This is a genomic window from Ruegeria sp. CDSC085 (genome assembly GCF_059610465.1).
In genome coordinates, this window is the sequence record NZ_JBXWNR010000011.1 from 87,383 (window position 1) to 105,659 (window position 18,277).

Annotated in this window: 17 protein-coding genes; 9 read left to right on the top strand and 8 right to left on the bottom strand. The window is 58.0% G+C overall.

Annotation, left to right across the window (positions count from 1 at the left end):
• The first annotated feature begins 180 nt into the window (after nucleotides 1–180).
• Nucleotides 181–1,011 carry a hypothetical protein gene (locus AC2FJB_RS15840; protein ID WP_117871069.1) on the top strand — a complete coding sequence of 277 codons (831 nt, stop codon included), beginning with the start codon at nucleotides 181–183 and terminating at the stop codon, nucleotides 1,009–1,011.
• Nucleotides 1,008–2,036 carry an endonuclease/exonuclease/phosphatase family protein gene (locus AC2FJB_RS15845; protein ID WP_496719471.1) on the top strand — a complete coding sequence of 343 codons (1,029 nt, stop codon included), beginning with the start codon at nucleotides 1,008–1,010 and terminating at the stop codon, nucleotides 2,034–2,036. Before AC2FJB_RS15840 ends, AC2FJB_RS15845 begins: the two co-directional genes overlap by 4 nt.
• Here AC2FJB_RS15845 and AC2FJB_RS15850 read toward each other — a convergent pair.
• Nucleotides 2,028–2,936 (bottom strand): Rossmann-fold NAD(P)-binding domain-containing protein, encoded by a 909-nt coding sequence (locus AC2FJB_RS15850; RefSeq protein ID WP_496719472.1) that lies wholly within the window; start codon nucleotides 2,934–2,936, stop codon nucleotides 2,028–2,030. The genes AC2FJB_RS15845 and AC2FJB_RS15850 overlap by 9 nt on opposite strands.
• Before the next feature lie 84 nt (nucleotides 2,937–3,020).
• On the opposite strand from AC2FJB_RS15850, the gene AC2FJB_RS15855 reads away from it, so the two are divergent.
• Nucleotides 3,021–3,914 (top strand): LysR family transcriptional regulator, encoded by an 894-nt coding sequence (locus AC2FJB_RS15855; protein WP_496719473.1) that lies wholly within the window; start codon nucleotides 3,021–3,023, stop codon nucleotides 3,912–3,914.
• Between the two features lie 3 nt (nucleotides 3,915–3,917).
• Here AC2FJB_RS15855 and AC2FJB_RS15860 read toward each other — a convergent pair whose 3' ends face one another.
• Complete coding sequence (locus AC2FJB_RS15860) at nucleotides 3,918–4,445, bottom strand: redoxin domain-containing protein (RefSeq protein ID WP_496675262.1); 528 nt, start codon at nucleotides 4,443–4,445, stop codon at nucleotides 3,918–3,920.
• A 91-nt stretch (nucleotides 4,446–4,536) separates the two neighbouring features.
• Between AC2FJB_RS15860 and leuB the strand changes: the two genes are divergently transcribed.
• A complete protein-coding gene (gene leuB / locus AC2FJB_RS15865; RefSeq protein ID WP_117871079.1) occupies nucleotides 4,537–5,640 on the top strand; it encodes a 3-isopropylmalate dehydrogenase in 1,104 nt (367 codons plus the stop codon).
• A 74-nt stretch (nucleotides 5,641–5,714) separates the two neighbouring features.
• Here the strand turns inward: leuB and AC2FJB_RS15870 are convergent, their stop codons facing one another.
• Complete coding sequence (locus AC2FJB_RS15870) at nucleotides 5,715–7,889, bottom strand: transglycosylase domain-containing protein (protein ID WP_496719474.1); 2,175 nt, start codon at nucleotides 7,887–7,889, stop codon at nucleotides 5,715–5,717.
• 257 nt (nucleotides 7,890–8,146) lie between these two features.
• Between AC2FJB_RS15870 and AC2FJB_RS15875 the strand changes: the two genes are divergently transcribed.
• From AC2FJB_RS15875 to AC2FJB_RS15885, 3 genes are all read left to right on the top strand, one after another.
• The gene (locus AC2FJB_RS15875; RefSeq protein ID WP_117871083.1) at nucleotides 8,147–8,485 is read left to right on the top strand and encodes a P-II family nitrogen regulator; all 339 of its coding nucleotides are present in this window, start codon (nucleotides 8,147–8,149) and stop codon (nucleotides 8,483–8,485) included.
• A gap of 34 nt (nucleotides 8,486–8,519) precedes the next feature.
• Entirely contained in the window at nucleotides 8,520–9,842 is a 1,323-nt protein-coding gene (locus AC2FJB_RS15880) for an ammonium transporter (protein ID WP_117871085.1), read from the top strand.
• 104 nt (nucleotides 9,843–9,946) lie between these two features.
• The gene (locus AC2FJB_RS15885; protein ID WP_205511852.1) at nucleotides 9,947–10,315 is read left to right on the top strand and encodes a hypothetical protein; all 369 of its coding nucleotides are present in this window, start codon (nucleotides 9,947–9,949) and stop codon (nucleotides 10,313–10,315) included.
• A gap of 22 nt (nucleotides 10,316–10,337) precedes the next feature.
• On the opposite strand, the gene AC2FJB_RS15890 is transcribed toward AC2FJB_RS15885, so the two are convergent.
• From AC2FJB_RS15890 to AC2FJB_RS15905, 4 genes are all read right to left on the bottom strand, one after another.
• Nucleotides 10,338–11,522 (bottom strand): amino acid aminotransferase, encoded by a 1,185-nt coding sequence (locus AC2FJB_RS15890; protein ID WP_496719475.1) that lies wholly within the window; start codon nucleotides 11,520–11,522, stop codon nucleotides 10,338–10,340.
• Nucleotides 11,522–12,376 carry a 3-mercaptopyruvate sulfurtransferase gene (sseA, locus tag AC2FJB_RS15895; protein ID WP_496719476.1) on the bottom strand — a complete coding sequence of 285 codons (855 nt, stop codon included), beginning with the start codon at nucleotides 12,374–12,376 and terminating at the stop codon, nucleotides 11,522–11,524. Before sseA ends, AC2FJB_RS15890 begins: the two co-directional genes overlap by 1 nt.
• Nucleotides 12,377–12,469: 93 nt before the next feature.
• A complete protein-coding gene (locus tag AC2FJB_RS15900; protein WP_117871091.1) occupies nucleotides 12,470–12,739 on the bottom strand; it encodes a CBU_0592 family membrane protein in 270 nt (89 codons plus the stop codon).
• Nucleotides 12,736–13,299, bottom strand: a complete 564-nt coding sequence (locus tag AC2FJB_RS15905) for a helix-turn-helix domain-containing protein (protein WP_117871093.1) — start codon at nucleotides 13,297–13,299, stop codon at nucleotides 12,736–12,738. The genes AC2FJB_RS15900 and AC2FJB_RS15905 overlap by 4 nt, the downstream gene beginning before the upstream one ends.
• A 107-nt stretch (nucleotides 13,300–13,406) precedes the next feature.
• Between AC2FJB_RS15905 and ilvD the strand changes: the two genes are divergently transcribed.
• Nucleotides 13,407–15,239 (top strand): dihydroxy-acid dehydratase, encoded by a 1,833-nt coding sequence (gene ilvD / locus AC2FJB_RS15910; RefSeq protein ID WP_496719477.1) that lies wholly within the window; start codon nucleotides 13,407–13,409, stop codon nucleotides 15,237–15,239.
• A 183-nt stretch (nucleotides 15,240–15,422) separates the two neighbouring features.
• Here ilvD and AC2FJB_RS15915 read toward each other — a convergent pair whose 3' ends face one another.
• Nucleotides 15,423–16,241 carry a sulfotransferase family protein gene (locus tag AC2FJB_RS15915; protein ID WP_496719478.1) on the bottom strand — a complete coding sequence of 273 codons (819 nt, stop codon included), beginning with the start codon at nucleotides 16,239–16,241 and terminating at the stop codon, nucleotides 15,423–15,425.
• Between the two features lie 143 nt (nucleotides 16,242–16,384).
• Between AC2FJB_RS15915 and AC2FJB_RS15920 the strand changes: the two genes are divergently transcribed.
• A complete protein-coding gene (locus AC2FJB_RS15920) occupies nucleotides 16,385–17,962 on the top strand; it encodes a DUF5928 domain-containing protein (protein WP_496719479.1) in 1,578 nt (525 codons plus the stop codon).
• The last annotated feature ends 315 nt before the right edge of the window (nucleotides 17,963–18,277 follow it).

Genomic DNA, 18,277 nt, shown 5'->3' on the forward strand with positions numbered 1-18,277 from the left:
CAGTTGCGCCATCATTTTGCCCGAAATCACGTGTTTTCTGCACCCTGTCTTGAGCGAAATGCCGCTTATCGTCCATGTTGGCGCTAAAGAGGCATCCGTCAAAAACTCGAGACGATGGGCACAAGTTGGAATGTAAGTCGGCGAAGATCGACTTATCCGGTTTGAAAAAGGGTTCGGATAGTGATTGCGCGCACAACAGGGGCGGCGATACGTGGAATACTTGTGGCACTGATGGTGCTGACACCCGCGTTGTACCTGCCTGTATCATCGACGAACGGGACCGAGATCCTGGTCTTCCTCGCGATTCTCGCGTTCATCCTGACGTTCGCCGAGTACAATTCTGCCTTTCCCAGCTTTATTGAATTTCGCGATGCTCCACCGGTGAACCGCCTGCGGTTTGTCGGGTTGATGTCGATGGTCACCTTTCTGACGCTGGTTTGCAAAAACGCCTATGAACCGACTGAACTGACCACGTTTGCCTACGCTGTGGGTCTGGCCGTCGCGAATGTCGCGGACTTCCCCTACTCCCCGGTTCGACTGATCGTGCTGATGCTGCCCGTTGATGCCGGCCAGCCGTTGATCGAACTGGTTCGGATCGCAGCCAGCGTAGCCTACGTGGCCGCCTTGGTCACCGTCGCCAGCTTTGCCTATGCGGTCAAGGTGCGTGGCTGGCCCACTGGCAATGGCGCCTTCAACGTGTGGACCAATCTACCGCTGTTTGACCCCACCAAGGGCGGCGATGTTGTTACCCGCCTGCAACGTGACGGACGCCTGAATATCTGTATTGGTGTTCTGCTCCCCTTCGTCATCCCCGCTGTCATCAAGCTCATGAGCAGCGTTGTCGCCCCGATCTCGCTGAGCAATCCGCAGACGCTGATCTGGACCATGAGCGCCTGGGCCTTCCTGCCCGCCAGCATGATCATGCGCGGCATGGCAACGCTTCGCATCGCAGGTCTGATCGTGGAAAAGCGCCGCGCCTATTCGACAAGCGAGACAACGCAAGCCGCATGATCCGTGCCCTTGCTTTGCTGCTGCTGCCTTTCTCGGCACAGGCAGAGGTTTATCGCATCGCCACCTACAACACTGAACTCAGCAGAAATGGACCCGGTCTTCTGCTGCGCGACATCCAGAGGGACGATGCGCAGGTTCGCGCCGTCGTCGATGTCATTACAGCGGCACGACCTGACACAATTGCCCTGCAGGGCATCGACTGGGATCTGGACGGCGCAACCCTAAGCGCCCTGTCCGAGAAACTGCGCGATGCGGGTCTGGATTTCCCCTATCACTTTTCCGCTCGACCAAATGCAGGGTTGGAAACACCGCTGGATCTGGACGGCGATGGCCAAACGCAAGGTCCCGGCGACGCGCAGGGCTGGGGGAAGTTCACGGGCCACGGAGGAGTGGCGGTGTTGTCCCGTTTCGAAATCCTGACCGATCACGTTCAGGACTACTCCGGTCTTCTGTGGAAAGACCTGCCTGGGGCCACTTTACCAAGCAAAAACGGCCTTCCCTTCCCATCTGAAGCGGCGCACGAGGTTCAGCGCCTGTCCTCAACTGTGCATTGGGTGCTTCCGATCAAAACCCCGCATGGGCGCCTCAGCCTGATGACCTTTCACGCTACCCCACCCGTTTTTGACGGCCCCGAAGATCGCAATGGTCTGCGCAACAGGGATGAAATTCGCTTTTGGTCGGTTTTGCTGAACGGCGGTCTAGGGCCAGTTCCCAGAGGCCCGTTCGTGATCGCCGGAGACGCCAATCTCGACCCGACCCGCGGAGAAGGCCACAAGCTTGCCATTCGCACCCTTTTGACCAGTTCCCATGTGCAAGATCTGGTGCCGGCAGACCCGTTGGGTTCATCAGCTACAGTCGATTGGAAAGCCACCGGAGAAATGCGCGTTGATTACGTGTTGCCGTCCAGCGATCTGCAAATCTCAGAAACTGGTGTTGTTTGGCCCGAGGAAGGCGACGGGTTAAACGACAGCGCCCAACGCGCCAGCAGGCATCGATTGGTCTGGGTTGACATAATCCTACCCTAAAACCTCGCCCATATTCCCAGCTTTTGTCGATGATGCGGCACATTGGGGCGGAATTGCCGAACGCAAGGCATCCTCCAAGTTCGATTTGGGAAACGAGCCCAGCAATTCTCTCATATAGCCGCCATCCAGTTGATGTGGCACGTGCCAGAGGTATCGCATCTCAATCAAGCAGGGGGCCATACGCCAGAAAGGGCGCGCCACCTGCAAAGGCCACCATTTCATGCGCTGTACAGAAACCGTCCGACCCGTAACCTGCGAGAGGGTTTGTGCGATCTGAACCCCGGTCAAAGTAAGCCCGTCGAATGGAACATCGCAGAAACGGGGGAGGTCTTCGCGAATCTCAGCCAGTGCGACGGCAGCGCGGGCCAGGTCAGGCAGAAAAGCCCAAGCGTGCGGCGCCTCCGGATCACCGGGATAAACGAACTGACTACGCGAAAGGCGCTTGATCATGACCTGATCGAACCAGTTCCCGGACGCATTGGTGTCAATGAAGTCCCCGGCACGCAACAGGATGGTGCGCACCGTCGACGCGCGATAGGCCTCTTCCATGTCGATCCGGATCCGGCCCAGAGGATTGGTGGCCTGATGCGGGGTCCCGCCCGACCATGGGCCCGGCGTATCCTCGCCAAATACGTAGACATTCCCCGGCACAATCACGGTCGCCCCCGTATCTGACGCCGCATCTATCACCCGCTTGGTCAGTACAGGCACATCGCGCGCCCAATCGGGATAGGGCGGGTTCCATCCGTTCACGATGACATCCACGCTGCGCGCTGCCTGTGACAGCGTACCAGACCTGCGGTCAAACTCTGTCACATCCCAGCCCGCGTGCCTGAATGCCAGTGCTGCATTGCGTCCAAAGCGCCCCGATGTGCCCAGTACCAGTGCTGTTTGTGCCATGTCTGCCTCCTGTCTGAGGTCAATCTACCCATTCACGTCGCGCAGGGAATTGCCGTAAATCGCAGAATGTGTATTCATTTCTGAATGGACAAAGCACTGACACATGCAGATTGGTCTCTGATCCAATGCTTTCTGGCCGTGGCCGAGACGGGATCGCTGTCTGCCGCCGCACGACATCTCAATCGCAGCCAACCCACTTTGGGGCGGCAGGTCCAAAACCTCGAGGACGAGTTGGCTGTCTCCCTTTTCGATCGCCACGCCCGCGGTCTGAAGCTCAGCGAAGCGGGGTCACAGCTTTTGCCGATGGCCCAGCAGATGCACAGCGCCATGACCGCGTTCAGTCTTGCCGCTGCGGGGCAATCGCAACAGCTTGAAGGCTCGGTGCGTATCACCGCATCGGTCTTTGCCTCGCATCACCTGCTGCCACCGATACTGGCGTCCATCCGCAAGCAGGAACCCACGATTCAGCTTGAACTGGTGGCCACCGACACCACCGAGAATCTGCTCTATCGCGAGGCGGATATCGCCGTGCGTATGTATCGCCCTGCGCAGGTGGATCTCATTTCCCGCTATCTCGGGGATGTGCCGCTGTGTTTTTGTGCCGCCAAGTCCTATCTGGACCGGAAGGGGCGCCCCAAGACGCCGGAAGAACTGTTTACGCATGACCTCGTGGGATTTGACGCGAACCAGGAGATCATCAAGGCCATGCGGGAAAAGGGGTGGCCAGCCAGCCGGGACAGCTTTGCCACCCGCTGTGACCTGCAAAGCGCCTATTGGGAACTGATCCGGGCGGGCTGTGGCATAGGTTTCAGTCAGGTACAGGTTGCCGAAGCCGACCCCGACGTGGAAATTCTGCCGCTGGATGTGGACATCCCGATTCTACCCGTGTGGCTGGCCGCACCTCAGGCCATGCGCCAGACCCCGCGCATCCGCAGGGTCTGGGACTTGTTGGCTGAAGGGCTCAAAGCCGCTCTTTGAGCGTCAAAGCAGGCCAGTATAAGTTCCACGCGCTGGATAGTTGTTGCCCAGTGTGAATTTCAAGCCACCTGAAATATCCGACATCGACGGGCGACCGAAAGGCGTGGTCTGTTGCCACGCGTAGTACAGCGTCCGGTCGGGTGCGATGTAGAAATGTCCGGGCTCTGCGAACAGGTCCGGTTCGGCGCTGCCTTCGCGCTTGATCGAGATGTTCAGTCCCCAATCGTCCCGCGCTGCAGACAGCGGCAGGCTGTGACCCACACGCAGGCGCGACGCTCCGGCTTTTTCGGCGGTTTCCGCCGCGCGCTCGGCTGTATCGGTGGTGATCATGATGACCTCGACGCCCAGCGCCGCGAAGTCATCCAGCGCCGCTTCGACCTCGGCCATCTGCCTGATGCAGATCGGGCAATGCAGCCCGCGATATTGAATCACCAGCGTCCCGTTTTCGCCCTTGTCCGCGTCAAGATCGAAGCTGCCATGGGCAACAGTTTCGATTTTCAGCGCAGGAACCGGATTTCCAGGTGTCAGCATGTGATTTCCTTCTGTTTTGGCAGGTTCGTCTCATTGACCCGATGCAACGCAGACGCTAGGCCCTGTGCAACAAAACGCAAGGAGACCCTTCATGTCCAACCCTTCGCTCCTTATCCTGCCCGGAGACGGAATTGGCCCGGAAGTCATGGCCGAAGTGCGCAGAATCATCGATTGGTTCGGCACCAATCGCGGTCTTCAATTTGACGTGAGCGAGGACCTGGTCGGCGGTGCGGCCTATGACGCCCACGGCAAGCCTCTGTCCGATGAGACGATGGCCAAGGCGCAGGAGGTTGACGCGGTTCTGCTGGGCGCTGTCGGCGGTCCGAAATACGACGATCTGGATTTCAGCCTGAAGCCCGAGCGCGGGTTGCTGCGCCTGCGCAAGGAAATGGACCTGTATTCGAACCTGCGCCCGGCCCAGTGCTTTGACGCGCTGGCTGACTTCTCTTCGCTGAAAAAAGACATCGTTGCCGGTCTCGATATCATGATCGTGCGCGAACTGACCTCGGGTGTTTATTTCGGGGAACCGCGCGGCATCTTCGAAGAAGGCAATGAACGCGTTGGCATCAACACCCAGCGCTACACCGAATCCGAGATCGAACGGGTTGCGCGCTCCGCCTTCGAACTGGCGATGCGCCGGAACAAAAAACTGTGCTCGATGGAAAAAGCCAACGTGATGGAATCGGGCATCCTGTGGCGCGAAGTCGTCAACCGCGTTGCCGCTGATTACCCCGAGGTCGAACTGAGCCATATGTACGCTGACAACGGTGCCATGCAGCTGGTGCGCGCACCCAAGCAGTTTGACGTGATCCTGACCGACAACCTGTTCGGCGACATCCTGTCCGACTGCGCCGCGATGCTGACCGGGTCTCTGGGTATGCTGCCGTCGGCGTCGCTGGGCGCTCCGATGGCCAATGGACGCCCCAAGGCGATGTACGAGCCCGTACACGGGTCTGCCCCCGATATCGCAGGTCAGGGCAAAGCCAACCCGATCGCCTGTATCCTCAGCTTTGCGATGGCTCTGCGTTACAGCTTTGATCACGGCGAAGAAGCAGATCGTCTGGAAGCAGCGATCGAAAAAGTTCTGGCCGACGGTGTGCGCACCGGCGACCTGCTGGCGGATGAGGGCGTTCAGCCCGTGTCGACCACCGAAATGGGCGACGCGATCCTCGCAGCTTTGGACGCAAGCGTCTAAGTCACGAATAAAGAATGACAAAAGGCGGTGCCCGGTGCACCGCCTTTTTCTTGTTTCGGCTTTTCGAGTTTGCTTTAGTTGCCGCCAAAAATGTTCTTCAGCAGGTTATTGATGTCATCGGCAAAACCTCCGCGCTTGCGGCGGGGCTGCGGCTGGGCGACCTGAACGGGTGGTTCCGGCGCCATCATCGGCAAGGGTGTGGGTGTCATCCCCTCGGTCACGCGTAGCATGGTTTCCTTCCAGATCTCGGCAGGCAACCCGCCCCCGGTTACGCCGGACAAGGGCGTGTTGTCATCATACCCCATCCAGACGCCAGTTACGTAATCCGCCGTGAACCCGATGAACCACGCATCGCGTGCGGCCTGGGTCGTTCCGGTCTTGCCCGCCACCTGCCAGCCGGGCAATTTGGCCCGCCCGCCGGTCCCTTCAGAGACCACACGTTCCATCATCCAGGTCAGCTGTTTGGCGGCCGTTTCATTGATGACTCTCTCACCAATACCGGTCGTCGTGACCATGACGGGTGTTTCGTCGCCCAACAGCTTCAGTTCGGTCAGCCCATAAGGTTCAACCTGTGACCCGCCATTCAGGATGCCTGCATATGCGCCGGTCATCTCGATCAACGTGCTTTCAGATGCACCAAGCGCCAGCGCAGGCCCCTGTGCAAGATCGCTGGCAATCCCAAAGCCGCTGGCGATCGTCCGAACATTGTCCAGCCCGGAAATCTCAGCCACTTTCACCGCCGGTATGTTCAGCGAGTTTTTCAGCGCATCCGCCAAGGTCACCCGACCATAATACTTATTGGTATAGTTTTTGGGACACCACTGGCCTGACCCCGGAATATCGACGCAATAGGGTTCATCCATCACCGTATCCAGTGGCGAATAGCCAAGTTCCAGCGCGGTGGCATAGACGAACGGCTTGAACGACGATCCCGTCTGACGCAACGCCTGTGTCGCCCGGTTGAACGCGCCAGACACGCGTGTCTTGCGCCCACCAACCATGGCACGTACCGCACCGTCTGCCGACATCACGACAATGGCGGCCTGCGCCTTTGAGCCTTCACGGACTTTTTCCTGAAAGATGAACTTCAGCGCTTCTTCCGCAGAAGTCTGGATGCGCTGATCCAAGGTCGTACGGATCACCACATCTTCGGTCGTGTTTCGGGTAAAGAACTCGGGCCCGCTGGCCATGACCCAATCCGCAAAGTACCCCCCGGCCCGCGCAGCCGCCGCCTCGGACAGTTGGGCAGGTCGCGCTCGTGCTTCGCTGGCCTGCGCGGCGATCAGATAGCCCTGATCCTCCATCAGACCGATCACAAGGCGGGCCCGGTCCTGAGACCGTTGCAGGTTGTTCGTCGGCGCATAGCGCGTGGGTGCAACCAGCAGGCCGGCCAGCATCGCTGCCTCAGCTGGAGACACTTCAGCTGCGGACTTTCCAAAGTATCGCTGGCTTGCGGCCTCGAACCCGCGCGCGCCTGCACCAAGGAACGCCCGGTTCAGGTAAATCGTCAGAACCTCATCCTTGGAGTATTTCACCTCCATGGCAATTGCGTAAATGGCCTCCTTGGCCTTGCGCCACAGTGAACCCTGACGGCAATCGGCTTCATAGGCAGCCTCTGATTCCCATTCAGCCGGATCATAAGGCTCGCCCAGACACAGCAGTTTGGCCGTTTGCTGCGTAATGGTGGACCCGCCATGCCCGGACAACGGGCCGCGCCCTTCGCTCAGGTTGATGCGTACGGCGCTCGCGACGCCACGCGGGCTTACGCCGAAATGGCGATAGAAGCGTTTGTCCTCGGTCGCAATGACGGCGTTTTTCAGATGCGGGGACACCGTATCAGCCGTGATCACCCCGCCAAACTGGTCACCGCGCCACGCGAACACTTTGCCGTCCCGGTCCAGCAGCGTGACCGACCCCCGCGCGCGCCCGTCCAACAAGGCGTCCAGGTCCGGCAAAGAGGTATAGACGACGCCCACTGCCAAAGCGATCAAAATGGCCACAACTGCGCCAACCCGCCAGGTCAGACCCCAGACCATACGCCAGACCCAGCGGAAAAAGCGACGCAGGATCCCACCGCCCTTGCCGCCCGATCTCTTGCGCGTCTTCTTGCGCGCGGTTTTGCGCGTGGTTGTCTTGCGGGCCGTCGCCTTCTTGCCCGCCGGGCGCTTGGACGCCGACGGTTTACGGCCCTTTGACGGGTACCTTCTATCCGCAACCAATTTCGGCTTGCGTCGCTTGGACTCAGTCATGCTCAAACTCTGCCCGGTTTTTCTTTTGCGCCACCATACCCCGCTGACCTGAGTATGTAGAGGTCCGATTTTCCGAAAATTCCCCTCACAACACTGCCCGATATTTAATCAGCTCTCCAAGTTTGTGCAAAAAATGTGCAACTTTTCGCCATTTTACGGCCCACTGGTGCCCAATAGCCGTTTCTTCCCACGCTCAGTCGCGCATTTTCTGCAGGTGCAAACAAACCGGTTCCGCCGGAGAACCAGAGGGGAAAGACGTGAAACTGATCATTGCGACAATCAAGCCGTTCAAGCTGGAGGAGGTGCGCGAGGCACTGACCGAGGCCGGCGTGCGCGGCATGATGGTAACCGAGATCAAGGGCTTCGGCTCGCAATCCGGTCACACCGAAATCTATCGGGGGGCCGAATATGCTGTGAATTTCGTACCCAAGATCAAGCTCGAGATCGTGGTGCCCGCGACAATGGCCGACCAGATCGTCGAGACCATCACCAAAACAGCCAAAACCGGCAAAATCGGTGACGGCAAGATTTTCGTCCTCGATGTCGAGCAGGCGCTGCGCGTGCGGACCGGGGAAACCAACGAGGACGCGCTGTAAAGCGCGCCCACTCACACTCATTCGAGGAAGACACATGAACCTGATGAAATCTCTCATCCCTGCCGCCGCGATTGTCGCGCTGCCGCAGATGGGCCTTGCGCAAGAGGCCGCAGGCGAGGCCGCACAGCACACGCAATACATCCTGACCTCACTGCTGTTTCTGGTCGGCGGTTTTCTCGTATTCTGGATGGCCGCGGGCTTTGCCATGCTCGAGGCCGGTCTGGTGCGTTCGAAAAACGTGGCCATGCAGCTGGTCAAGAACATTGGCCTGTTTTCCTTTGCGGCCATCATGTACTGGCTGGTGGGCTTCAACCTGATGTACCCCGGTGATGGCTGGACCATCACAGGCATTCTGGGCGCGTTCTCGCCAACGTCGCTCGAGCCGGTTGGTTTGGCCGACACCGAAACCGCGCTGGATTATGCTTCCGTCGGTTCAGACTTCTTTTTCCAACTGATGTTCTGCGCCACCACCGCGTCCATCGTATCGGGCACCATGGCCGAGCGCGTCAAACTGTGGCCCTTCTTCTTCTTCGTGATCGTCCTGACAGGCATCATCTACCCGATCGAAGCGTCCTGGCAGTGGGGTGGCGGCTGGTTGTCCGAGATGGGCTTCAGCGATTTCGCCGGCTCGACCCTGGTGCACGCCGCAGGTGGCTTCGCGGCTCTGGCCGGTGCCATCGTACTTGGCCCGCGCATCGGCAAGTACAACAAGGACGGCAAGGTTGTTCCGATCCCCGGTTCGAACCTGGCGCTGGCAACCTTGGGGACGTTCATCCTGTGGTTGGGTTGGTTCGGTTTCAACGGCGGCTCGCAGCTGGCAATGGGAACCATCGGTGACATGGCCGATATCAGCCGTATCTTCGCAAACACCAACATGGCCGCTGCCGCCGGTGCCGTCGCCGCCTTGATCCTGACGCAGGTGATGTACGGCAAGGTTGACCTGACCATGGTTCTGAACGGCGCGCTGGCCGGTCTGGTGTCAATCACCGCTGAACCCTTAGCGCCGTCGCTGTTTCAGGCGCTGATCATTGGTGCAATCGGTGGTGTGATCGTTGTCCTGACCGTTCCGATGCTGGACCGCATGAAGATCGACGACGTGGTCGGTGCGATTCCGGTTCACCTGATCGCAGGCTTCTGGGGTACCTTCATCGTGGCATGGACCAACGGTGACGCGTCCTTCGTGACCCAGATCATTGGCTTCGCTGCCATTGGGATCTTCGTCTTCGTCGTCAGCTTCATCCTGTTCTCGGTCCTCAAGGCAACAGTCGGCCTGCGGGTCGGTGAGGAAGAAGAGATCAACGGGCTCGACATGGGTGAGTTGGGGATGGAAGCGTATCCCGAGTTCTCGAAAGGTTGAGATCGTTGAATAATAAAAGCGGCCCTAGCCCTGTGCTGGGGCCGTTTTTTGTGCGGCAGTCGTTTTTGGGTTAGAATCTGCGTGTCAAAATAGGGGGGAGTGCAATGCCGAACGCACCGCACACACTTGTTGGCACAAGCCTGAAATGGACTGGGGTCCACCACTCCGGACATGGCGATTTCGAAGACTTATCGACACACACGGTCAGTTACGAAACCGAAAACACCTGCTATGTCACCGCGAACGGCATGCTGGTAGGCGAGGCGGATTACACATATCGCCGCCTTGATGAACAGGTCGGCATATGTATCTACCACCCGCGAGAGTATCAGGGCAGAACTGATGTCGTGCTAAACGCCATATTCGACTTTCGCGCGATGAAAGATCGGGCCGTGATAACCGCAGGTGGAAACCCATTCGCCGTGGCGGACGGGGATATGCAGTTCGTCAAAACTCCGCCACGCCCGGGCTGAACCGGACGTGACGGTTGTCCGGTCAAACCCCGACGTCGACAATCGCCTTGGCCAGGATCGGCACGGTGGTCGCGTTCAGACCGGCGATGTTCAGGCGGCTGTCGCCGACCATATAGATGCCGTGATCGACACGCAGTTTCTCGACCATTTCCTGTGCCGCCCCCAAGCGTGAGAACATGCCACGGTGCTGGGCGATGAAACCAAAGCGGTCCGAGCCGCTCAGACGCTGCAGCTCGTCGGCCAATTGCTGACGCAAATCCAGCATGGACAGGCGAACCTCTTCTAACTCGGTGGCCCAGTCTGCGCGCAACGCTTCATCCATCAGAATGGTCGTCACAACACGTGCGCCGTGGTCAGGTGGAAACGAATAGTTTTGGCGGTTCAGGAATGACAGCGTCCCTTGGTTCAATGCGGTCTGCCCGGCATCGGCGCTGATGGCCATCAGCAAACCAGTGCGTTCGCGGTACACGCCGAAATTCTTCGAACACGACGCCGCTATGAGGCATTCCTTGACCGAAGATGCGACCAGACGTGTTGCTTGCGCATCCTCTTCCAGACCGTCGCCGAAGCCCTGATAGGCGATGTCGATCATCGCTACGAGGCCAAGTGCGTTGATCAGGTTCACGACTTCCTGCCATTGAACGATGTTGAGGTTGGCACCGGTCGGGTTGTGGCAGCAACCGTGCAGCAGAACCACGTCACCCGCCTTGGCGGTCTTCAGGTCTTCGATCATGCCGTCGAAATCGACGCCACGTGTGTCACCATCGAAATAGCGGTATTGAACCGTCTCGATCCCCAGATAGTTCAGGATCGACAGGTGGTTCGGCCATGTCGGGTTCGACACAAACACGCGGGCTGACGGGTTGGCCATGCGGATCATCTCGAACGCCTGACGGCAGGCGCCGGTGCCGCCCGGTGTCGCCACAGCTGCGATATTGCCGCGCTTAACCGACGTGCCGAGGATTAACCCGATCATCACATCCGCATAGGCCGGGTCGCCGGCCAGCCCGGTATAAGCCTTGGTGTCCTGCTCTTCCCAGATGCGCCGCTCGGCCGCTTTGACGGCGCGCATGACCGGGGTAATGCCCTCTGCGTTTTTATAAACGCCAACACCCAGGTCGATCTTCTGATCGCGCGGGTCTTCGCGGTACATCTGCATCAGCGCCAGGATCTTGTCGGCAGGCTGCGGTTTCAGGTTCTCGAACATCAGGTCTCTCCGGTTGCGACGGGCAGGGTCGGGAAGGCACCCCATTCAGCCCATGAGCCGTCATAAAGCGAGTGGTCTTTCTTACCCATGCGCTCCAGCGCAAGGCTCAGGATCGCGGCAGTCACGCCAGACCCGCACGAGGTGATCGCCGGTTTCGACAGATCGACGCCCGCAGCCTCGAATATGGCGCGGCACTCTTCCGGCGACTTCATGGTGCCATTGGCGTTCAGCAACTGGCCAAAGGGGACATTGCGTGAGCCCGGAATATGGCCCGAACGCAGACCCTCGCGCGGCTCGGCTTCGGCCCCGGCAAACCGGCTGGCAGAGCGGGCGTCGATAATCTCATGATCACCAAGCTTGGCGGCGGCGGACACTTGCGTGACGTCCCGGACAAGCTGGTTTTGTACCCGAACGGTCATGTGACGATCACGGATGACCGGCGGCAGATCTTCAACCTCGCGCCCTTCCGCCTGCCATTTGGGGAACCCACCATCCAGAACCGCGATGTTTTCCTGCCCCATCAGACGGAACAGCCACCAGACGCGTGCAGCCGACATCAGCCCAGCGCCATCATAAACCACGACCTGATGACCATCGCCCACACCCATCGCCCGCAGGCGCGACATGAATTTCTCGACCGGAGGCGCCATGTGCGGCAAGTCGGAACGGTGATCTGATATCTCATCAATATCAAAGAACCTCGCACCGGGGATGTGGCCTGCATCATATTCGGCCTTTGCATCACGATTTTGTGCGGGCAAGTACCACGACCCGTCCAGAATCCGCAGATCCGGATCCTTCATATGCGCGGCCAGCCATTCGGTAGATACGAGGTTTTTTGGATCGTCCTGCATCAAAGCCTCCCCAAAGCGAGCTTGGAATTTCCCTATACCCGGCAGCTTGGGGGTTCAAGACTGGATAGCGCTAGCGCCTGTTAACCGCTGGATTTATCGCACCCGGCGCAGGCGGACGTGCTGAATGATACCGATGATACTGATCACGATCCAGAATCCCTCGATCAGCATCGAGGCCAGATTGAAATTCTGCAGCAGGGAATAGACGATCAGGACGGATCCCAGCAGGTTGATCACCGGAAAAGCCAGATCATCCGAATTCATCATTCGCATCTGCGTCGCGAAATACGCGGCCACCACGATCAGTGCTCCGAACGAGCCGATGGCGTCCACGATGGTCAGGCTGTCGAAAAATGCGGTCATGTAGGGTCCCTGCCGTTTTCAGGAAACTCTGTGTCTTGGGCGTAATGATGCATGTTCAGAAATGCAGCGCCGTGCACACCGGCACGGTATCCGTGCGGCACATCTGCCGCAAACCGCAGACCCTGCCCTGCCTGCAAGGAAACCCATTCCCCATCACGCAGAATTTCCAAAGTGCCGCTAAGGACAAACACTTCCTCGGTCACCCCGGCAGCATGCGCGGGCGACTCGTGACTCTGGTTTGGATTAAGACTCACGTGAAAGGTTTCGGCCCCCAATGCAGGATCGAAGGGGAAGACGATCTTGACCTCGATACTGCCGGGGAAAGTCACGGTTTGAAAGACCGATGGGTCGCCCTGAATTGTGTCGATCAACGCGCTCAAGGGCACCTGGAACCCTTTGGCGATCTTCCAGAGCGTGGCAATCGTCGGGCTGGATTCGCCCCGTTCGATCTGACCCAGCATGGCTTTGCTGACACCGGTCATTTCCGCCACCTTGGACAGGCTCAGCCCTGATGCCGCGCGTACATCCCGTAACTTCAGCGTAATGTCGTCCATTGCCATCGTGTCGTCTTTCGAATCCTCTTGTGCGTTATAGCGCACATGTGATACGTGCGCTATAACGTACGAACCTCAAGACATGCAACCCGAGGCAATAGGGAAACAGCATTATGCCATTGTACCGATCCAGAACCTCAACCCATGGCCGCAACATGGCCGGCGCACGCGGCCTTTGGCGTGCCACAGGCATGGGTGACGATGATTTTGGCAAACCGATCATTGCCATCGTCAACTCGTTCACCCAGTTCGTGCCCGGTCATGTTCACCTGAAGGATCTGGGCCAGATGGTTGCGCGCGAGGTTGAAGCCGCTGGTGGTGTTGCAAAAGAGTTCAACACGATCGCGGTTGATGACGGCATCGCAATGGGCCATGACGGCATGCTGTATTCGCTTCCTTCCCGCGAAGTCATTGCGGACTCGGTCGAATACATGGTCAACGCGCATTGCGCGGATGCGATGGTCTGCATTTCGAATTGCGACAAGATCACCCCCGGTATGCTGATGGCTGCTATGCGCCTGAACATCCCGGCCATTTTTGTCTCGGGCGGGCCCATGGAGGCCGGCAAGATCGATATCGCTGATCTGGATGCCAAAAAAATCGACCTCGTCGATGCGATGGTGGCCGCGGCAGACGACAAGTTCACGGACGAACAGGTTCAGCACATCGAAGAGAATGCCTGTCCGACCTGCGGGTCCTGTTCGGGCATGTTCACCGCGAACTCGATGAACTGCCTGGCCGAAGCGCTGGGTCTGGCCCTGCCGGGTAACGGCTCGACACTTGCTACACATGCCGACCGCAAAGAGCTTTTCCTGGAGGCAGGCCGCCGGATCGTTGAGATCACCAAGCGCCATTACGATCTGGACGAAAAGGGTTTCTTGCCGCGCGAGATCGCCACCTTTGACGCGTTCGAAAACGCCATGAGCCTCGACATCGCCATGGGAGGGTCGACCAACACGGTTCTGCATCTGCTGGCGATCGCGCATGAGGGTGAGGTTGATTTCACCATGACCGACATGGACCGCCTGAGCCGCCGTGTTCCCTGCCTTTGCAAAGTCGCGCCCAACACCGAAAACGTGCACATGGAAGACGTCCACCGCGCCGGTGGTATCTTCTCGATTCTCGGAGAGCTCAGCCGCGCAGGCCTGCTGCACGAAGAATGCAGCACGGTACATTCGACGACGATGGGCGAGGCAATTGCCAACTGGGACATCAAGGTCGCAAATAACCCTAAGGCACAAGAACTGTTCAAAGCCGCCCCTGGTGGTGTGCGTACCACACAAGCGTTCAGCCAGTCCAACCGGTACAAGGAACTGGACACCGACCGCGAAGGTGGCGTGATCCGTTCGAAAGAACACGCGTTCAGTCAGGATGGCGGTCTGGCCGTTCTGTTCGGTAATATTGCCCGCGACGGCTGTATCGTGAAAACTGCTGGCGTAGACGCAAATATCCTGAAATTTACTGGCTCGGCTTACGTGTGCGAAAGCCAGGATCAGGCAGTCAACGACATTCTCACCGGCAAGGTGAAAGAAGGCGACGTGGTGGTGATCCGCTATGAAGGCCCGCGCGGCGGCCCGGGGATGCAGGAAATGCTGTATCCGACGTCATATCTGAAATCTAAAGGACTGGGTAAAGCCTGCGCCCTGCTGACCGATGGTCGTTTCTCGGGCGGCACATCCGGTCTGTCGATCGGACATGTATCACCCGAGGCGGCCGAAGGCGGTGAGATTGGTCTGGTGCAGAACGGTGACACGATCGAGATCGACATCCCCAACCGCACCATTCATCTGGCGGTTTCGGATGAAGAGCTGGCAGAGCGTCGCAAGGAACAGGACTCAAAGGGTTGGGAGCCTGCCGCGCCGCGCAAACGCAAGGTGTCCACTGCGCTCAAGGCCTACGCCAAGCTGACGACCAGCGCGGCGAAAGGGGCAGTACGTCAAGTCTGAACATCTGCGGGACCGGTTTGCTGTCTCAGCAGACCGGTAAAATCGGCCACCCACAGGAACTCCCGCTCCCAAATCGCACCATCAGCTTCGCTGAGGCTGCATTTGGCTTTGGGCGCGGCGCCGGGCCCAACCAGAGGAGATGTTTCGCAAGAAATATCGACGATGGGCGGGAGCACCCTACCGTCAGTCGCCCAACTTGGCGTGAATTTCGTTCAGATCAATTTCGCCGATCGGCATCTTGTTGGCCGGGTTTTCGAAGTCGTATTTGAACAGCTCGAAATCCTGCTTGTAGATCTCATAGACCAGATGCATCGACAGATCGTCGAAGTAATCCTCGACCGGATGCGCACGTTTTGGTCCGTGGCCTTCTGATTCATTGAACCGTGGGATCTCGGACAATGTAACCGAGTGCTTCAGCTCGACATTGTCCAGAACATACTGCATCCCGTCGTTGAACGCTTCGGTCCAGAAAATCCGGTCATAATGACCGCCGTTCACGATGAAAGTAGACACGTGGCCTGACATCGCAGACCAGTGAATGTCCGGGTCCATCGGACGCCGCCACCGGATCGTATCGCGCGCAAACAACAGAAACCGGCGGAAGCTGGCGATCTGGTCAAACTCTCCTTTGCCGTCGTCACCGCCCACTTCGATTCCATAGTTGTAGATCAGCGTCGGAACCAGATTGCCGCGGTATCGCTTACCGTTGCGCTGAATGCCGCAGATCTTGTCAAAGAATGAGCTTAGGATGCGGGTATAAGGATTGCGCACGCAAGTAAAAGAATACGACGCGTGATTGCGCACATTGTTCGATATCAGGCCCTGACTCTGATCAAACGCCCATTTATGCATGCCGTCCTTGGCGTCATGGATATCACCATCGAAAAACTGACCATGGTCCGAATAATACATGATCTGACCAATGGTCGAGCAGGCACATTTGGGCACCACACGGTACACCATGCTCTCGCTCTCGGTCATCCAGGTACCGGGAAACCCCATCTGCTGCGCCTCCTTCGCTGGCCTGGTCTCGATCCGATACACCAGCTTTTGGTAACAAAGAACCAAAATTATTCTGTTTATTCAATCGTTCATCCTCAGTATCACGGTTGAAATCAGGCAGAAACGGATATTGCGTTATCTCTATGGCAAAAGTCGCCTATATATTGCTGTGTCACAAGGACCCCGAGGCCATCATTTCTCAGGCCGAACAACTGACTGCAGCTGGCGATTGCATGGCCATCCATTTTGACGCCAGCGCCAGCACCAAAGCATATGAACGCATTCGGTCCGCGCTGGATCAGAACCCCAATGTGACCTTTGCGAAAAAGCGCGTCAAATGCGGCTGGGGCGAATGGTCTCTGGTACGGGCCACGCTGAACGCCCTGCAAGCCGCCGTCGAAACCTTCCCCCGCGCCACTCATTTCTACATGCTGTCCGGTGACTGCATGGCGATCAAAACGGCAGAATACACGCACCGTTTTCTGGATGAGCACGACAAGGATTTCATTGAAAGCCACGACTTTTTTGCCAGCAACTGGATCAAGACCGGCATGAAGGAAGACAGGCTGATCTATCGCCACTACTTCAACGAGCGTACGCAGTCCAAGCTGTTTTATGCGGCCTATGAAATGCAAAAGCGCCTTGGTCTGACACGGGACATCCCCCAAGACATTCAGATGATGATCGGCAGCCAATGGTGGTGCCTGCGTCGCAGAACAGTCGAAATGATTCTGGATTTCCTGCGTCAGCGCCGGGATGTGATACGGTTTTTCTCGACCACGTGGATACCTGATGAAACCTTCTTTCAGACCCTGGTGCGCCACCTGATCCCGAAAGGGGAGATTGAAAACCGAACGCTGACATTCCTGATGTTCTCGGACTATGGAATGCCGGTCACGTTCTACAACGACCATTATGACATGTTGCTGGGCCAGGACTATCTGTTCGCGCGCAAGATCAGCGCAGAGGCACTTGAGCTGAAAGACCGTCTCGGCTCGCTGTATGCGAGCGAGGGTGTTGATTTCCCTGTCTCGAACGAGGGGCGCAATCTGTATGCGTTTCTTACCGGTCGAGGGCGCATCGGCCGCCGGTTCGGACAACGCTTTTGGGAGGCTGGAAGTACGCTCGGCCCTGAACGAGAACTGTTTGTGATCGTCTGCAAGAAGTGGCATGTCGCCAAACGTCTTGTCGACCAGATCGCGTCGGAAACGGACATCCCCTGTGTTGAATACCTGTTCAACGAAGAACATACTTTGCTGCCGGAATTGGGCGGGATCGAATCCACCCTGGCCAAGCGTTCCCGTCACCGGCGCGCCGTTCTGGGCCTGTTGTTCGACAGTTTCGGGTCAAATCAGCTGTCGCTGTGCCTAGACCCAGCCAATCTGGACGCACTTGAGGATTTTTGCAGCGACCAGGCCAAAACCCATGTGCTTGAGATCGAATGCGAATACTCGGACGAATATCTGATCGGCCACGCGCGTCGCGTCGGGCTTGCCGGAGACAACAGTCCAACGGAAACCGTTGCATCTCTGCTGCCGACTCTTCGCAACGATCTGAGTTACGAATCCGAACAGATCCGTGCCGCTCGGCTGGGCAATTACCTGCGCCTGCGGGAAACGGCACCGCGCGCCGACAATGAAGCGGTTATTGCCAAGTTTCTTGGGGTCGACGAAAAAACAGCCCAGGCCATTATGCGGTTGGACTACCTTTTCCTCGACTAAACCAAAAAAAGCCATTCATTGATTGCTGCCTGCGAGCAGGCACCGTTGGCCCGTGCATTCCATATCTCGGATGGCAAATGTTCCGCCACGCAAGGCACCCTCAGCCCCTGTAACTGCACTCGTGATTTTTATTCAAAAATCAGATACTGTGCAGCCAATTGGGCCATTTTGTTCAAACTTTTTCCGTCAGCAATACGGCCCTTGCCAGGAAAAGCACGGAAAGCAGACAGGTCTTTTATTCTGAATGGCCGGTATCTGAGCTTCGAAGAACCAGAAAAACTGGCTGATCGAAGATTGAAGTATTGAAACGCAACT

Excerpts from the sequence above, each read along its gene's own strand:
- AC2FJB_RS15850 (WP_496719472.1), bottom strand. The coding sequence starts at position 2,936 with ATGGCACAAACAGCACTGGTACTGGGCACATCGGGGCGCTTTGGACGC.
- AC2FJB_RS15885 (WP_205511852.1), top strand. The coding sequence starts at position 9,947 with ATGCCGAACGCACCGCACACACTTGTTGGCACAAGCCTGAAATGGACT.
- AC2FJB_RS15855 (WP_496719473.1), top strand. The coding sequence starts at position 3,021 with ATGGACAAAGCACTGACACATGCAGATTGGTCTCTGATCCAATGCTTT.
- AC2FJB_RS15920 (WP_496719479.1), top strand. The coding sequence starts at position 16,385 with ATGGCAAAAGTCGCCTATATATTGCTGTGTCACAAGGACCCCGAGGCC.
- sseA (WP_496719476.1), bottom strand. The coding sequence starts at position 12,376 with ATGCAGGACGATCCAAAAAACCTCGTATCTACCGAATGGCTGGCCGCG.
- AC2FJB_RS15890 (WP_496719475.1), bottom strand. The coding sequence starts at position 11,522 with ATGTTCGAGAACCTGAAACCGCAGCCTGCCGACAAGATCCTGGCGCTG.
- AC2FJB_RS15845 (WP_496719471.1), top strand. The coding sequence starts at position 1,008 with ATGATCCGTGCCCTTGCTTTGCTGCTGCTGCCTTTCTCGGCACAGGCA.
- AC2FJB_RS15900 (WP_117871091.1), bottom strand. The coding sequence starts at position 12,739 with ATGACCGCATTTTTCGACAGCCTGACCATCGTGGACGCCATCGGCTCG.
- AC2FJB_RS15915 (WP_496719478.1), bottom strand. The coding sequence starts at position 16,241 with ATGGGGTTTCCCGGTACCTGGATGACCGAGAGCGAGAGCATGGTGTAC.
- AC2FJB_RS15905 (WP_117871093.1), bottom strand. The coding sequence starts at position 13,299 with ATGGCAATGGACGACATTACGCTGAAGTTACGGGATGTACGCGCGGCA.
- AC2FJB_RS15870 (WP_496719474.1), bottom strand. The coding sequence starts at position 7,889 with ATGACTGAGTCCAAGCGACGCAAGCCGAAATTGGTTGCGGATAGAAGG.
- AC2FJB_RS15860 (WP_496675262.1), bottom strand. The coding sequence starts at position 4,445 with ATGCTGACACCTGGAAATCCGGTTCCTGCGCTGAAAATCGAAACTGTT.
- ilvD (WP_496719477.1), top strand. The coding sequence starts at position 13,407 with ATGCCATTGTACCGATCCAGAACCTCAACCCATGGCCGCAACATGGCC.
- AC2FJB_RS15880 (WP_117871085.1), top strand. The coding sequence starts at position 8,520 with ATGAACCTGATGAAATCTCTCATCCCTGCCGCCGCGATTGTCGCGCTG.
- leuB (WP_117871079.1), top strand. The coding sequence starts at position 4,537 with ATGTCCAACCCTTCGCTCCTTATCCTGCCCGGAGACGGAATTGGCCCG.